The sequence below is a fragment of the Streptomyces sp. NPDC014882 genome, assembly GCF_043081325.1.
Taxonomy (GTDB): domain Bacteria; phylum Actinomycetota; class Actinomycetes; order Streptomycetales; family Streptomycetaceae; genus Streptomyces.
In genome coordinates this window covers 70,799-85,266 of sequence record NZ_JBIBWL010000020.1, presented here as the reverse complement: position 1 = coordinate 85,266, position 14,468 = coordinate 70,799, and the positions used below count along the sequence as shown (strand labels likewise).

Below are 14,468 nucleotides of genomic sequence, written 5' to 3'. Positions count from 1 at the left end.
CCAATCCATGCAGATCCTTCCCTTTTACATGGTGTGCGACGAATCCGGCTCCATGGCCGGTGACGGCGTGGACGCCATCAACTCGGCATTGCCTGACCTGCACCACGAGATCAGCACCAACCCGAGTGTCGCGGACAAGACCCGTTTCGCGCTCATCGGTTTCTCCACCCAGGCCTCCGTGCTGCAGCCGCTCGCCGACCTGAGTGAGCTGACGCAGTTGCCGTCCCTGTCGGCGGGCGGTGTGACCTCCTTCGGCGCCGTTTTCCGATTGCTGAAGGACACCATCGAGAAGGACGTCGTCGCGCTCAAGGCGGAGGGCCACGACGTGTACCGGCCCGTGGTGTTCTTCCTCTCCGACGGCATCCCCACGGACGAGGGCTGGCGCACCGCGCTCGACGACTTGAACGGGTTCCGCTACGCGCCGAAGATCATCGCGTTCGGGATCAGCGACGCCGACGTCGCGACCATCTCCGAGGTGGCCAACTTCAAGGCGTTCATCCAGCGGGACGACTCCGTCTCCCCGGCTGTCGCGCTGCGCGAGTTCGCCGCGAGTATCACCCGATCCATCGTCAGCTCGGCGACCGGCATGGCCGCTCAGGGCGGGGAAGGCTTCGACCTCCAGGTCGAGGAGCAGGTGCCCGGCTTCACCAGCCTTTCCCTGGACAAGCTGTGAGCGGCCCGATGAGTGACGAAGAGTGGGTGGCTTCAGCTTCCGCCGAGCAGCCGTCGCCCCGAGTGCCGAGCCACCCGGAGACGGCCCAGGTGCCCGACTCCGGGGTTCTGCGAGGAGTGCCCGAGCACGTCGGCACTCGCCCTCCCAGCTATCCTCCCCACCCTCTGATACGTCCTTCCCTGCGGGACGGGGACGAGTTCGCGGCCTTCTCCCCCGTTGTCATGCTGGACGGAGGCGAATTCGGGCGGCTGACGGTGCGTGCCGCCTCCGTGCGCGGCGACTCCCACAACTGGGAGGGCAGCTGCCGGCAGGACGCCATGGTGGTGACCCGGATCGGTCCGCCCGAGGCGGAGATACTCCTGCTGGCCGTCGCCGATGGCGTGGGATCCGCGCGGTACTCGCACATGGGCTCGCACCAGTTCTCCCGCCTGGCCGCTGTTCGCCTCGATCGGGAGGCCGAGAATCTGTACGCGGCGCTGTGTTCTCGGAACGAGGTGGAACTGCGCGTCCTTGCCACCAAGGCCATCGCTGAAGCCACCGGTCAACTGCGTGCCCAGTGGGAGAAAGTCGCAACGAGCCGCGGGGCCTGTCACGCCGACCAGGACTACGCCACCACCCTGCACGTCCTCCTCGTTCCCACGGACTCCCGTGTCCGCGAGCGGGTCGTGTTCAGCGTGGGGGACGGCGGTCTGTTCGTGCTGCGGGAGGGCCTGTGGGAACAGGGCGGTCCGGTGGACGACGGAAGTCTCCTGGACACCCGTACCGAGGCTCTTCCGCACTCCTACCGCAGCGTCGAGGCCAAACTGCTGCGCACCGAACCGGGCGAGGTCCTCCTCCTGGGCACCGACGGCATCACCAACCCGCTCACCCAGAGAGATCCCGAGTTCGCCCGGCGTCTCGCGCACGCGTGGGGCAGGCCCGAGGCGCCCTCGCTGTCCGACTTCCTGTGGCAGGCGCAGACGAGGGCCAAGTCCTACGACGACGACCGGACCGTCATCTGCGTGTGGGAGAAGCCGGAATGAGCGCGGAGGACGGGACCGACGTCACACGGTCCTCGCTCGCCCTGGGCGAACGGGTCGGCAGCGGCGGCCAGGGGGACGTGTACGCGATCACGGGCGGCCCGCTCCTGTTCAAGGAGTACAAGGACCCGTCCAAGGTCAACGGCACCGCCCTGGCCGACCTGGTCGGGCTGCGGCAGGCTCTCGGCCAGGCGGACCGGAGCCGCCTCGACACCCTTGCCGCCTGGCCCCTGTGCCGGGTGGTCGAGGGCGGCCGGACGCTCGGCTTCCTCATGAGGCGGGCTCCCGCCCACATGACGTGGCGCACCGCGACCGGAGCGACGAAGCTCCTCGAGCTGCAGTACCTGATCCGGCCGCCCAAGGCGGCCTGGCAGGACGTCGTGCAGCCGGCTCCGGAGCAGCGCAGGGCCCTCGCGCTGGCCTGCGTCCAGGCCATCGGCTGGTTCCACGACGCCGGACTCGTGATCGGTGACATCTCACAGGCCAACGTCCTGTGGTCCCTCTCCCCCGAGCCCGCCGTCCACTTCCTGGACTGCGACGGCTTCCGCCGGATGGGACGCGCGGGGGTCCAGGCCCAGGCCGCCACTCCGGACTGGAACGACCCGCTCGCGCCCTCCACCGACGCGACGGTGGACACGGACGCCTACAAGACGGCTCTGGTGACGGGTCGCATCGTCGCCCGGCAGCCGTATGCCAGACCGGGCCAGGACCTGGAACTCGTCCGCGGCTGCCTCGACGACCGCCAGGGCGACGGAGTGCGCAGGCTCTTCGCGCAGGCCGCCGGCGAGCGCGGCAGCCGGCCCCGGCCGGGCGAGTGGCAGACCGCGCTGAGCGACCGCGGCGTCATCACGCTCACCGCGGCCGCGCCCCGGGTCCGGCCCGCCGTCGACCGCACGGTCCTGGACGGAGCACGCGACCGGACACCGATCAAGCTGCGGGGCCCGGGGCAGTAGAGGGTCACCGGCTCCCGGACCTCAGGGGAGCCGTACCCCGGCTCAGGCCGGCGCCGGCTCCCGGCGATAGGCGTCGGCGACCTCGTCGTACGGGCCCAGCAGCGGCTCCAGTTCGCCGCGCACCAGGTCCGCGTCACCCGGCGGCAGTGCCAGCGACGCCCGCCGCAGGCGGACGCTCCACGTCGCCGGGTCGGGGAAGACCGACAACCGCGGCACCATGTCGCGCAGGACGAGCCCGTCGCGGAAGGGGGCCAGGCCGGACACCTCCAGGCGGCAGCCCTCCGTGAAGGAGCGGTCGCCGAAGACGACCGGCTCGTCCAGAACCCGTGCGGGGGGGGCGGCGACCGAGGCCCGGGCCCATCACACGGCCCCGGTCGCGGGTCGGGTTCCGGAAGCAGCCGCGCGTCGTGTAGAGGAAGATCTCGTCACCCTCTTCCAGCGTCCGCGCCGCCTTGGCCCGCCCGGCCGGGAACGCCATCTGCTGCCCGGTCTCCGCTGATCAGCAGGTGCGAGGACGGCATGCCGATCACCTCACCGAGGCACCGGGCACCGGGCACCGGATCGTCGCCGTACCGGTCAGAGACCCGCCCGCGCGAGCAGTACCGCAAGCACCTCCGGTTTCACCGTCTGCACCGATCGCACCTGCCCGAGTCCCAGTTCCTCCCGGCCCACGGGGTCGCGGTACAGCGCCTTCGTCGCCTCGGGGAGCAGAGTCGCCCCGACCAGGTACGGGATATCGGGTTCATTCGGATCGTTCCAAGGCTCCTGGTCGACCTCGGCCACCGCGGCGACCGCCGACTCCGGGTGGGTGAAGAAGAACCAGAGGCGGTCGCCCCGCTGCATGCGGTTGCGGCGACTGAGCCAGAGTTCGAGTTCAGGCTCCTCCTCCGCCAGTCGGTGCATCGTCTCCTTGCCGGACGGTTCCCCGTCCAGTGTGTCCTTGTTCGGGTTGAGGATGTAGATCCAGTCCGCCACGGCTCCCCCTCGGTCGGCACGCGCCACCCGTCACCGGGCCGCACATGCACGTCAGGCACCGCTCACACAGCGATCGCCACGCCACATGGTGCCAAGTCGCTCCGGCATCCGCAGCCTCCTGTCCCCGGCAGATCGCGCTTCGTGTCCGGCACCTCCATGGACGTGAGCGGGCCGTGTCACGCGGAGTCCCAGGGCCACCGATGCCCGCTCCTTTCCCGATGCTCCTGCGACCGGCGCCCGACGGTGGCGCTCGGTGGGCCACTCCCCATTGCGCGGAACCGGCCGGTGTCATCTCGATGGTCGAGATGACACCGGGACGTCCACATGACCGAACCGGGCGGCCCGGCCGGCCCCGGCCTGGACACCCTCGCCGACGCGCTCGCGGACCTGGTCGACGCGGTGAGCACGGCGTGAGCGCGGTGGCCGGACACTGAACCGCCCACCGGGAGTCCGGTCCCGGCGGGCTCCCGCAACATGCCAAGATGCATGTGTAAGACGTCAATTGACGGATCATCACCAAAGCCGTCCCGCACGGCGGTGAACGGATTCAGGAATTCAGGACGGAGCCAGTCCACATGTCCTCCCCCCGCAGCGGTGACCAGGGTGGTGCCCCCGCCCCCGTGATCGACACGAGCAAGCCCCATCCGGCCCGGATGTACGACTACTTCCTCGGTGGGAAGGACAACTACGAGGTCGACCAGGAGGCCGCGGAGGAGTTCATCAAGGTGGCGCCCGAGGTGCGGGAGGCCGTCCGTGCCAACCGGCGCTTCCTGCGGCGCGCCGTCGAGCACGTGGTCGCCGAGGGCGGGATCCGGCAGATCCTCGACGTGGGCACCGGTCTGCCCACCGAGCCCAACGTCCATCAGATCGCGCGGGCCCTCGCGCCGGACACCCGGGTCGCCTACGTCGACAACGACCCCATCGTCAGCACCCACTCGATGGCGCTCCTCGACGAGCCCGACACCTCGGTCGTCCTGGCCGATCTGCGGGATCCCCGGGCGATCCTCGACCACCCCGAGGTGCGCGAACTCATCGACCTCGACCGGCCGGTGGCGCTGCTGCTGGTGGCCGTCGTGCACTTCGTCGCCGAGGCGGAGGACCCGGACGGCGTCCTCGCCACCCTCCGCGACGCGCTGCCCGTCGGCTCCTACCTCGTCCTGTCGCACGCGACGGGCGACGTCCACGAGGACCGGCGGGAGGAAGCCGCCGCCGTCTACGGCAGGGCCACCGCGTCCATGAACCTCCGCACGCACGCCCGCATCCTGGACTTCTTCGGCGACTTCACCCTGCTCGACCCCGGCCTGGTCCGCGTCACCGACTGGCGCCCCGCGGAGCCGCCGCGCCCCGGCGCGCCGCTGATCGGCATGTACGGCGGAGTGGCCCGGAAGGACTCCTGAACCGGCCGACACCGGCCCGGCCCGACGGTCCGCCCGCCTCCGCCCGTCCCTTCCCGTCCCGGGCGGGACCGTCGACGGTCCTTCCGCTCCCCTCCGTCCCCTCCCCTCCGCCCCTGTCGGCCCTCGCCGCGTCCGTACGATCACGGGGGGCGCTCACAAAGTCGTCGTGCTGACCGGTGTCCCGGAGCGGCCCCGCCGGGCGCGGACCGCTCGTGCCGGCGCGGCGCTGCGCGGCCGGGTCCAAGGCCGCGAATTCCGTCTCACCCTCACCTGCGACCCTGCCGCCGGCGTCCTGCGCGTCACGGTCACCGACGCCTGGGGAGACCGGCTCCTTTCCCCCGTGACGGACTTCGCCACGCCACCCGACGACGAGTCGGGCCGGGGCCTGCTCATCGTCGCCGCCCTCGCCGACCGCTGGGGCGGTGAGCCGTATCCGCCGGGTGACACGACCGTGTGGGCCGAGTGCGACGACCGAGCAGCGCCAGCCGGCGCGGTTGCGTCCGGCGCCCCGGTCACGCTCGAAGAGGCGTCACCCGTGCCAGCAGTACCGTCAGGGCCTCAGGTTTCACCTTCTGCACCGAGCGCACCTGCCCCAGGCCCAGTTCCTCGCGGCTGACCGGGTCGCGGTACAGCGCCTTCGTCGCCTCGGTCAGCAGGGTCACGGGGACCAGGAAGGGGATGTCGGGGTCCTCGTCGTCCGGGCGGGGCTCCTCGTCGACCTCCGCCACCGCGGCGACCGCCGACTCGGGCTGCGCGAAGAAGAACCAGAGGCGGTCACCCGGCTCCATGCGGTTGCGGCGGCTGAGCCAGAGTTCCAGTTCCGGTTCCTCTTCCGCCAGTTGCAGCATCATCTCCTTGTCGGGCGGCTCCCCGTCCAGCATGTCCCTGCGCGGATCGAGGATGTAGATCCAGTCCGCCATCGGATCCCCTTCGGTCAGGACGCTCGGTCCGCGTGAAGACACTTCGATGCAGCGCCTCATCGTGCCAGACACCCCAGGAACGTGCGTACACGTTTTCGACACGAAGGTGTCGGGCGCCGGGTCCCGGCGTCCGTTGCCGCGTCCGCATCCGCCGCGCGGGGCTCCCTGCCGCAGGAAGCCGAAGGCGCCGGCCTGCCACCGGACCTGCACTCGCCGCTCCACCGGACCTGCACTCGCCGCTCCACCGGTCCGGCGAACCCTCCCGGTCACCACAGTGGTTCGAGCCCTCGGCCCGGCGGTGGTCCACCGGTCCTCCACGCGCCCGGAGGAGGGCGAGGCCGCAGGGGCCTCAGCGCTTCCGGTCACCCAGGGCCGCGGCGACCGTCAGAGCGGTGCCGGCGAGAAGCGGCAGCAGCATCGCGGCGAGCAGCCATGGGGGCACGTCCCGGTCAGGCGTGGAGCGCCACAGTATTCCGCAGCCCATGAGCAGGGAGACGCCGATGAGCATGTCGAACAGCAGCAGGGCTCGTGCGATCCGGTGCGCCGACGCGCGACTGCCGGGCCTGTCGAGGAGGGACGAGGACATCCCGGCGGCGAACGACGCCTCGCCGGTGTCCGGCAGTTCGTCGCGTGGTGTCGTGCGCAGGGCCAGCTCGGCACCGGCGGTCGTCAACACCGTCATGCCCGCGTACACGAAGACCAGGACGAACGCGCTGCCGATCGACCGGTCCGTCCAGGCGTCCACTCCGTCGGTACCGATGTGCTTCGGTATCCGCTCCGGCAGGTGGGAGTAGCGCATCGCACCCCAGACGCCCATTGCGGCGAGGAGGACGACGTTGGGGAGCAGCCAGAGCCGGACGGAGGGGAGAGAACACCATGACACCGATCGTCCTGTGCGACGTGAGAAGGCGGGCATGGTGGGGAACCTTGCAGCACACCGCCTTCCGGACAAGGGAGTTCCCGGCCGGACGCTCGCGCGTCCGGACGAACGGTGCGGACCGGCCCCCTGCGCCGACGCCTCACTCGCCGCGCGCGGCCCGGAACGGGTTGCCGCAGGTTCCGTCCGGAACCGCGGTGGCGAACGGGTCCTTCTCCGGCGGCTCCCGGGTGAAGCGCAGCCGCGGCCCGGAGGGCAGGACGGGGCAAGACGGAAACCGGCCCGGCAGATGAGTGCGCACATGTTTGGAAGCGGCCCGACGGTAAACACGATGCGCTAACAGAAACTTTATACAACGAGGCAGGAGACGCGTCATGGGAATCATCGCTTGGATCCTCATCGGTCTGCTCGCGGGCTTCATCGCCAAGGCGCTGATGCCGGGCAAGGACCCCGGCGGCGTCATCATCACCATGCTCATCGGCATCGCGGGCGGCCTCCTCGGCGGCTGGCTCGGCAAGGTGATCTTCGGCGTCGACTCCGTCGACGGCTTCTTCGACCTGTCCACCTGGATCGCCGCCATCGTCGGCTCCGTCATCCTCCTCGCCCTCTACCGCCTGGTCACCAACAACCGCCACGCCCATCACCGCCACGCCTGATCAGGCGCTCGCACCGCACGGAACGGCTCCTCGTCCCCTGGGACGAGGAGCCGTTCCGTTTCCCGGCCGCCGGCGTCCGAGGCCGCGCCCCTCAGGGGCCCGCGGTGGAGGAGGGCGGTCTCGGCGCCGCGTTCGCCGACAGCGCGGTCGTCACGGCGGGCGCGGTGACGCTGACGCTGGTGGTGGCGGGCCCGGCCGCGTTCTTCTGCGCCCGGATCCCCGGCCGGGTGGGCCGGGCCATCTTCGGCGTGCTGGTCGCCGGGCTCGCGGTGCCCGCGCAGGCGGCGATCGTCCCGCGGTACGTCCTCTTCGACCGTCTCGGGCTCACCGACGGCCTGCTCGGGCCGGTCCTCGTCGACGCGGTGACGACGCCGCCGACGGCCGTGTGCGTCCTGGGCGGTTTCCTGCGCACGATCCCGCGCGTACGCCCCGGAGGAGTGGGCCTCCGGGGCGCACAGGTTCTCCTGCCCGTACGGGTTCCACGGGCCGTAGGGGTTCCACGGCCCGTACGGGTCCTACGGCGCCGGTACCGGGGTCGGCGCCGGGGCGTAGCCCGTCGGCCGGGCCGTGAAGGTGCCGCGGCCCTGGGTGCGGCTGCGCAGCCGGGTCGCGTAGCCGAACAGTTCCGCGAGCGGCACGGTGGCGGTCACCACCGCCGCGCCACCGCGCACCTCGGAACCGGTCACCCGGCCGCGCCGGGCGGCGAGGTCGCCGAGGACCCCGCCGACGGCGCCCTCGGGCACCGTGACCGTGACCTCCGCGACCGGTTCCAGCAGCACCATCGCGCACGCCCGCAGCGCCTCGCGGAGGCCGAGCCGGCCCGCCGTGCGGAAGGCCGTCTCGGAGGAGTCCTTCACGTGGGTCGACCCGTCGGTCAGCGTGACCCGCAGGCCGGTCACCGCGTGCCCGCCGAGGGGGCCCTCGACGAGGGCGTCCCGGCAGCCGGCCTCGACGGCACGGACGTACTCCTGCGGCACCCGCCCGCCGACCACGGCGGACCGGAAGTCGAACCCGTCCTCCAGCGGCTCGACGTCGAGCACGACGTGCGCGAACTGACCGGCGCCGCCGTCCTGTTTGACGTGCCGGAAGACCAGCTGGGCCACGCCGCGGCCGACCGTCTCCCGGTAGGTGACGCGCGGCCGGCCGACGTTGGCCTCCAGCCCGTGGGCGAGCCGGATCTTCTCCACCGCGACCTCCAGGTGCAGTTCGCCCATGCCCGAGAGCACGGTCTGTCCGGTCTCGGCGTCGGTGCGCACCGTGAGCGACGGGTCCTCCTCGGCCAGCCGGGCGAGCGCCGAGGCCAGCCGGCCGGCGTCGGTGCCGCGCCGCGGCTCGACCGCGACGGAGACGACGGGATCGGCGACCCCGGGCGGTTCGAGGACCAGCGGGGCGTCCGGCGCGCACAGGGTCGAGCCCGCGCGGGCCGCCTTCAGCCCGATCACGGCCACGATGTCCCCGGCGACCGCCCGTTCCAGCCGGGCGTGCCGGTCGGCCTGGACCCGCAGGATGCGGCCGACGCGCTCGCTCCGGCCGGCGGTCGCGTCCCACAGCGTGTCTCCCTTCCCGATCGTCCCGGAGTACACCCGCAGGTAGGTGAGCCTGCCGGTGGGGGTGGCGTCGACCTTGAACGCGAGGGCCGCGAACGGTGCGGCGGGGTCGGCCGGCCGGCGCTCGTCGGCACCGTCCCGCACACCGCGCACGGCCGGCACGTCCAGTGGCGACGGCAGATAGGCGACCACGGCGTCGAGCAGCGGCTCGATCCCGCGGTTGCGGTAGGCCGAGCCGCACAGCACGACCACACCGTCGCCGGTGCGGGTCAGGTCGCGCAGCGCCGCGGCGAGCGTCCCGGCCGACAGCGTCTCCCGGTCGCAGAACTCCTCCAGCGCGGCCGAATGCCGTTCCGCGACCGCCTCCTCCAGCAGCCGGCGGCGTCGCGAGGCCTCCTCCCGCAGCACGTCGGGCACGGGTCCCACCACGGCCGCCCCGCCGTCGTCGTCCCAGGTCAGCGCCCGCATCCGGAGCAGGTCGACGACGCCGGTGAAGGCGTCCTCGGCGCCGATCGGCAGCTGGACGACGAGCGGGACGGGGTGCAGCCGTTCCCGGATCGACGCCACCGCCGCGTCGAGGTCGGCGCCCGTGCGGTCCAGCTTGTTGACGAACGCGATCCTGGGCACGCCGTGCCGGTCGGCCTGCCGCCACACGGACTCGCTCTGCGGCTCCACGCCCGCGACGGCGTCGAACACCGCGACCGCCCCGTCCAGCACCCGCAGCGAGCGTTCCACCTCGTCGGCGAAGTCGACGTGCCCGGGGGTGTCGATCAGGTTGAGGCGGTGGCCGTCCCAGTCGCAGGTGACGGCCGCGGCGAAGATGGTGATGCCCCGGTCGCGCTCCTGGGGGTCGAAGTCGGTGACGGTGGTGCCGTCGTGGACCTCACCGCGCTTGTGCGTGGTGCCGGTGGCGAAGAGGATCCGCTCGGTGACGGTGGTCTTGCCCGCGTCGACGTGGGCGAGGACGCCCAGGTTGCGTACGGCGGCGAGCTGACGGTCGAGGTTGTCGCGCACGGCCCGTGGCCTTTCGAGGTGTGTCTCGTGAAAGGGGAAGCGCGATTGCTGACGGGGCGACAGCCGGTATGACGCCATGGCGGTATGACGTCATGGCGTCATACCGCTGTACCGGCATGGCGGTACAGCAGCATGGCGGTGGAGCCGCCGCCCGTGGGCGGGGTGCGCCCGTGGGCGGCTCCGTCGCGGTGGCTCTCGCCGCGTCAGGCCATCCGGTGCCGGCCGCGCCGCGGGCACCGGACGGACGAGGACACGAGGATCACCTCGTAGCGGGAACGGGGAGCCGTGACGGCGGTGCGGTCACGCATGGCCGGGCTCCCCTCGTTCGTCGCGGTGCGGCGTCGGCCCGGTGCGTGGGCGGCGCTCGATGGAGTGAGTGTAGGGAGGGAGGGGACGGCGGGGCACGTGCTTTTCCCGGCCCCGGGGAGAGCTCGCCCGGGGCGGTCCGTCAGGACGGGTAGAAGTGCCGCCGCACCTTCCGCAGCCAGGCGTCGGCGGCTCTCTCGTCGGGCTGTTCGGGCAGCACACCGCGGGCCTCGTCGAACGCCGCCTCGTAGCGGCGCAGCAGCGGAAGGGCGGCCTCGGGATCGGCCACCACCTGCTCGCCGAAGCGGTGGAAGCTCTCCGGGTCGTCGACGCGGATGCTCAACCTGCCCGTGGTGTACAGCTCGTAGCCCTGTTCGCACAACCGCTTGAGGTGCCGGGCGTGCTTGGCGGTCCGCTTGCGCGTGTCCGCGGAGAACGAGCCGTCGCCGCGGCCGAGCAGCCGGCGGAACTGCTGGGTGGCGTAACCGAGGTAGGCCTCCCGGACGCGCCGGGCGCTCAGGAACGTCGTGCGGATGCCGACGAGTTCGTCGCCGAGCGGGGTGCGTACCTCGTACAACTCGTCCGGCAGCCAGACGAGTTCCATGACGGTGGGGTTGCCGCCGAGCGCGAGCCTGCACCACTTGGCGGCCTCGTGGAGGGTCCGGTCGGGTGCCGTGCCGACGTGGGACTCCTTCGGCGGGTGCAGGCCGTGCAGTTCCTCGGTGGGCGCCGCGAACAGGCCGAGCCGGTCCACGTCCGACCCGGCGTGCGCGAGCCCGTAGGCGGTCGAGCCGACCACGCCGGACAACAGGATGTTCTGGACGGTCACGGACTCCCCCGGTGGTGATCGGCCGGCGCCGCGAGAAGGCGGCGGGAGCCGTCATCATGCCCCGGCGCCCGGCCCCGCCACCTCGCATTTTCCGGCCCGCGGGGTGCCCGGGGCCGGTCTCGGGCCGGTTCGGCCGACAGGGCGGCGGGGACGCGAGGGTGCGGGGACGCCGGGCTGCGGGTCGCCGGGGTGCGGGGGCACGAGCTGCCGGGGTGCGAAGACGCGGGGATACGGGCTGCCGGGTGCGGGGACGCCGGGTGCCAGGCTGCGGGCGCCGGGGTGCGGGGACGCGAGGATGCGGGCCCTGCCGGAACGCAGGGGTGCGAGGACGCCAGGACGCCGGGCCGCGGAGCGCCTGGACACCGACCGGCAGCGCGGCCCGATCGCGCCGCGACCGGGTCGGCCGCCTCAGCCCCGCGCCCTCCGCCTCAGCCCGCGCCCTCCATCTCCATCTCCGCCTCCATCTCCGCCTCCGCCTCCGCCTCCGCCTCCGCCTCCGCCTCCGCCTCCCACCAGGCGTACGCCCCCATCCCCTCCGCGCCCACACCCGCCCCGCACCCGGCGTGCGCCCTCACCCGTATGACCCCCTGCGTTGGTCGGGCGGCCGGGCCGGTGGTGCGGTGGAGGCGAGGGGAGCCGCCCGGGCACAGGTGCGCCGGGAACCCGTCCCGCCCTCACCCGCCCCGTCCCGGCCGTTCCCCGTCCCGCTCCGTCCCGCCCCGTCCGCCCTCTGGAGGCACACGTGATCACCCCTCGCCCGACCGGCCGCCCGTCCCGACCGGCGCAGACCGCTGCCGCGCCGGACCCGGCCATGCCGCGTACGGCCACGCCCGTGGCAGCGGTACCCCGCACGGCGGGCCGCCGGGCCCGCACGGCCCGACCGGTCCGACCGGTCCGTGTCCTGGCCGCCGCGATGGCCACCGGGACGCTGCTCGCCACGGCGGCCTGTGCCGGCGGGGACGACGGCACGTCGGCCGAGTCGGAGACCGCCGCCGCCGTCGCCGAGCGGCCCCTCGCCGCGCGGACCACCACCCCGTCGCCGAGCGTCTCGGCGTCGGCCGCCAGCGGTTCGGCCAGTGCCACCCCGTCGCCCTCCGCCACCCTCTCCGAGACGGGCGCCCGGAACGCGCTGATCACCGCGGCGGACATCGAGGACGACTGGGTCCAGGTGAAGAACCCGCAGTCCTGGAGCGACAAGCTGCTCATCGGCCAGGTGGACGCGGCCCAGTTCGTCACCGGGAAGACCGACGCGGCCGACTGCCAGCGCCTGGTCGACGCGCTCTACGACGAGACCCTGCTCGGCAGCCCGTCCGGGGCGTCGGCGCTGAACGGCTTCCAGGAGGGCGACTCCCGGCTGCTGTACCAGGTCGCCGCCTATCAGAAGGCCACGCTGGACAAGTCGATGGACTGGCTGGGGAAGCTGCCCGAGACCTGTGACCAGTTCACCCTGACCGGCGGCGACGGCGGCGACCGTACCGTCCAGGTCGTGGAGACCTCGCTGCCCAAGGAGGGCGACGCCCGGCAGGGTCTCACCGTGACGGTGAAGGGCACCTCGAACGGCGACCCCGTGACGCTCACCCTGGACGTCGCCGTCGTCCGGGTCGGCGACGACGCCATCACGATCACCAACGGCGGGCTCGACGGCGCCGACGAGGACACCACCAAGACCGCCGTGGAGCAGGGCACCAAGCGGCTCAAGGAGGTCCTGGCGGGCCGTACGCCGACCCCGACGCCGAGCAACCTCGACTGAGCCCCGGCCGGACCCCGAACCCAGGACCTCGAACCCAGGACCCCACAGCCCCGGCCGCAGCCCCGCGCGCCCCGCAGCCCCTCCCCGCCACCGGCCCGCCCCGCCCGCCCCGCCCGTCCGGGGCAGGCCGGGGCGGGCCTCTGTGATCTTTGTCGCTGGTTGGGCGGAGTGCCCGATGGGCATGCACTGCGGGTGTTCGTAAAGGTGCTGTTCTTGCTGTGGGGGAAACCGTGAGTGTGTGTGTGATCGGTGCGGGCCTGTCGGGTCTGGCCACGGCACGGGCCCTCAAGACGGCCGGTGTCGACTTCGTGTGCCTGGAGAGGTCGGCCGACGTGGGCGGCATCTGGCGCCGCCCCGGGGCCGGGGAGCGCGGACCGGGTTACCTGTCGCTGCACCTCAACACGACCAAGAAGCTGACCGGTTACGCCGACTACCCGATGCCGGCCTCCTACCCGGTCTATCCCCGGCACAGCCAGATGGCCGCCTACCTGAGGTCGTTCGCCGAGTGGGCCGGCGTCCTGGACCACGTCGAGCTGGAGACGGCCGTGGAGTCCGTGCGGCAGGAGGCCGACGGTTCCTGGACGGTCGCCGTCGTGGACGCCGCGGGCGTGCGCGGCACGCGGAGCTTCACCCATGTCGTCGTCGCGTCGGGGCACAACACCGAGCCCCTGCTGCCCCCTCCGCCGCCCGGCGCGGACACCTTCACCGGAACGGTCCTGCACGCCCTGGACTACCGCGACGGCAGCGACTACGCGGGCCAGGAGGTGGTCGTCGTCGGGCTCGGCGCCTCGGCGGTGGACATCGCGGCGGACCTCTCCCGGTACGCGGCGACCACCCTCCTCTCGGTGCGCCGGGGCCTGCACATCCTGCCCAAGCAGTTGTACGGCACACCGCTCGACGAGGTGGCCGAGGCGCCGTGGTGGACGAGCATGTCGCTGGAGGAGCAGCGCGCTTTCATCGAGCAGGCCCTGCTCGTGGCCCGCGGCAGGCTCTCGGACTACGGCCTGCCCGAGCCGGACCATCCGCTGTTCGCCTCGGCCGTGACCATCTCGGACGAGATACTCACCCGCATCCGGCACGGCGGGGTCGTCCCCAGACCCGCCATCGCCTCTTTCGCCGGGGACCGGGTGGTCTTCACCGACGGGACGTCCGCGCGGGCCGACGCGATCGTGTACTGCACCGGCTACCGCATGGCGTTCCCGTTCCTGCCGCCCGGCTGCCCGATCGGACCGCGGGGCTCGGTCGAGTTGTACAAGCGGGTCGTCGCGCCCGGCCACGCCGGTCTGTACTTCGTCGGCCTGGTCCGGCCGCACGGCTCCATCACCCGGCTCGTGGAGGCGCAGTCGCGCTGGATCGCGCGGATCGTCACGGGAGAGGCGGTGCTGCCGGAGCCGGAGGTCATGCGCAAGGAGGTCGCCGACCACCTCGGCGGCATCGCGGGCCAGTACGGCCAGACGGAGGGCGCCTCGATCCAGGTGAACGTGGTGCCGTATCTCCAGGAGCTGCAAGCGGTGTGACGGGCCGTCGGTGAGGGGTCGGCGAGCGGCGGGGA

General features: G+C 72.7%; 14 protein-coding genes. 7 read left to right on the top strand and 7 right to left on the bottom strand.

Annotation, left to right across the window (positions count from 1 at the left end; all coding sequences use genetic code 11):
• Positions 1–7 precede the first annotated feature (7 nt).
• From ACF09K_RS32055 to ACF09K_RS32045, 3 genes are all read left to right on the top strand, one after another.
• Entirely contained in the window at positions 8–673 is a 666-nt protein-coding gene (locus ACF09K_RS32055) for a VWA domain-containing protein (protein ID WP_392248835.1), read from the top strand.
• Between the two features lie 221 nt (positions 674–894).
• Positions 895–1,695, top strand: coding sequence for a protein phosphatase 2C domain-containing protein (locus tag ACF09K_RS32050; RefSeq protein WP_392248834.1), 801 nt, complete (start codon positions 895–897; stop codon positions 1,693–1,695).
• Positions 1,692–2,645 carry a hypothetical protein gene (locus ACF09K_RS32045; RefSeq protein ID WP_392248833.1) on the top strand — a complete coding sequence of 318 codons (954 nt, stop codon included), beginning with the start codon at positions 1,692–1,694 and terminating at the stop codon, positions 2,643–2,645. The genes ACF09K_RS32050 and ACF09K_RS32045 overlap by 4 nt, the downstream gene beginning before the upstream one ends.
• A 42-nt stretch (positions 2,646–2,687) precedes the next feature.
• On the opposite strand, the gene ACF09K_RS32040 is transcribed toward ACF09K_RS32045, so the two are convergent.
• Positions 2,688–2,909, bottom strand: coding sequence for a hypothetical protein (locus ACF09K_RS32040; protein WP_392248832.1), 222 nt, complete (start codon positions 2,907–2,909; stop codon positions 2,688–2,690).
• Positions 2,910–3,221: 312 nt separating this feature from the next.
• On the bottom strand, positions 3,222–3,620 hold the full coding sequence (locus ACF09K_RS32035) for a hypothetical protein (RefSeq protein WP_392248831.1): 399 nt from the start codon (positions 3,618–3,620) through the stop codon (positions 3,222–3,224).
• 575 nt (positions 3,621–4,195) lie between these two features.
• Here ACF09K_RS32035 and ACF09K_RS32030 point away from each other — a divergent pair.
• Positions 4,196–5,017, top strand: a complete 822-nt coding sequence (locus tag ACF09K_RS32030) for an SAM-dependent methyltransferase (protein WP_392248830.1) — start codon at positions 4,196–4,198, stop codon at positions 5,015–5,017.
• A gap of 512 nt (positions 5,018–5,529) precedes the next feature.
• Here the strand turns inward: ACF09K_RS32030 and ACF09K_RS32025 are convergent.
• Positions 5,530–5,937 carry a hypothetical protein gene (locus tag ACF09K_RS32025; protein ID WP_392248829.1) on the bottom strand — a complete coding sequence of 136 codons (408 nt, stop codon included), beginning with the start codon at positions 5,935–5,937 and terminating at the stop codon, positions 5,530–5,532.
• 349 nt (positions 5,938–6,286) lie between these two features.
• Positions 6,287–6,820 (bottom strand): DUF1648 domain-containing protein, encoded by a 534-nt coding sequence (locus ACF09K_RS32020; RefSeq protein WP_392248828.1) that lies wholly within the window; start codon positions 6,818–6,820, stop codon positions 6,287–6,289.
• A 368-nt stretch (positions 6,821–7,188) separates the two neighbouring features.
• On the opposite strand from ACF09K_RS32020, the gene ACF09K_RS32015 reads away from it, so the two are divergent.
• On the top strand, positions 7,189–7,470 hold the full coding sequence (locus ACF09K_RS32015) for a GlsB/YeaQ/YmgE family stress response membrane protein (RefSeq protein WP_392248827.1): 282 nt from the start codon (positions 7,189–7,191) through the stop codon (positions 7,468–7,470).
• 91 nt (positions 7,471–7,561) lie between these two features.
• Here ACF09K_RS32015 and ACF09K_RS32010 read toward each other — a convergent pair whose 3' ends face one another.
• The 3 genes from ACF09K_RS32010 to ACF09K_RS32000 all read right to left on the bottom strand — a co-directional run bounded on the left by ACF09K_RS32010 (position 7,562) and on the right by ACF09K_RS32000 (position 11,166).
• Positions 7,562–7,882, bottom strand: coding sequence for a hypothetical protein (locus tag ACF09K_RS32010; RefSeq protein ID WP_392248826.1), 321 nt, complete (start codon positions 7,880–7,882; stop codon positions 7,562–7,564).
• 103 nt (positions 7,883–7,985) lie between these two features.
• Positions 7,986–10,031, bottom strand: a complete 2,046-nt coding sequence (gene fusA / locus ACF09K_RS32005; RefSeq protein ID WP_392248825.1) for an elongation factor G — start codon at positions 10,029–10,031, stop codon at positions 7,986–7,988.
• Between the two features lie 448 nt (positions 10,032–10,479).
• Positions 10,480–11,166 carry a DNA polymerase beta superfamily protein gene (locus ACF09K_RS32000; RefSeq protein WP_392248824.1) on the bottom strand — a complete coding sequence of 229 codons (687 nt, stop codon included), beginning with the start codon at positions 11,164–11,166 and terminating at the stop codon, positions 10,480–10,482.
• A 913-nt stretch (positions 11,167–12,079) separates the two neighbouring features.
• On the opposite strand from ACF09K_RS32000, the gene ACF09K_RS31995 reads away from it, so the two are divergent.
• Both ACF09K_RS31995 and ACF09K_RS31990 read left to right on the top strand, forming a co-directional pair.
• Positions 12,080–12,916, top strand: a complete 837-nt coding sequence (locus ACF09K_RS31995) for a hypothetical protein (RefSeq protein ID WP_392248881.1) — start codon at positions 12,080–12,082, stop codon at positions 12,914–12,916.
• A 230-nt stretch (positions 12,917–13,146) separates the two neighbouring features.
• Complete coding sequence (locus tag ACF09K_RS31990; RefSeq protein WP_392248823.1) at positions 13,147–14,433, top strand: flavin-containing monooxygenase; 1,287 nt, start codon at positions 13,147–13,149, stop codon at positions 14,431–14,433.
• Positions 14,434–14,468 lie beyond the last annotated feature (35 nt).

What these genes read in the sequence shown, in the direction of transcription:
- ACF09K_RS32025 (WP_392248829.1), bottom strand. Translation starts at nt 5,937, where the DNA reads ATGGCGGACTGGATCTACATCCTCGATCCGCGCAGGGACATGCTGGAC.
- ACF09K_RS31995 (WP_392248881.1), top strand. Translation starts at nt 12,080, where the DNA reads ATGGCCACCGGGACGCTGCTCGCCACGGCGGCCTGTGCCGGCGGGGAC.
- ACF09K_RS32050 (WP_392248834.1), top strand. Translation starts at nt 895, where the DNA reads ATGCTGGACGGAGGCGAATTCGGGCGGCTGACGGTGCGTGCCGCCTCC.
- ACF09K_RS32045 (WP_392248833.1), top strand. Translation starts at nt 1,692, where the DNA reads ATGAGCGCGGAGGACGGGACCGACGTCACACGGTCCTCGCTCGCCCTG.
- ACF09K_RS32055 (WP_392248835.1), top strand. Translation starts at nt 8, where the DNA reads ATGCAGATCCTTCCCTTTTACATGGTGTGCGACGAATCCGGCTCCATG.
- ACF09K_RS32030 (WP_392248830.1), top strand. Translation starts at nt 4,196, where the DNA reads ATGTCCTCCCCCCGCAGCGGTGACCAGGGTGGTGCCCCCGCCCCCGTG.
- ACF09K_RS32015 (WP_392248827.1), top strand. Translation starts at nt 7,189, where the DNA reads ATGGGAATCATCGCTTGGATCCTCATCGGTCTGCTCGCGGGCTTCATC.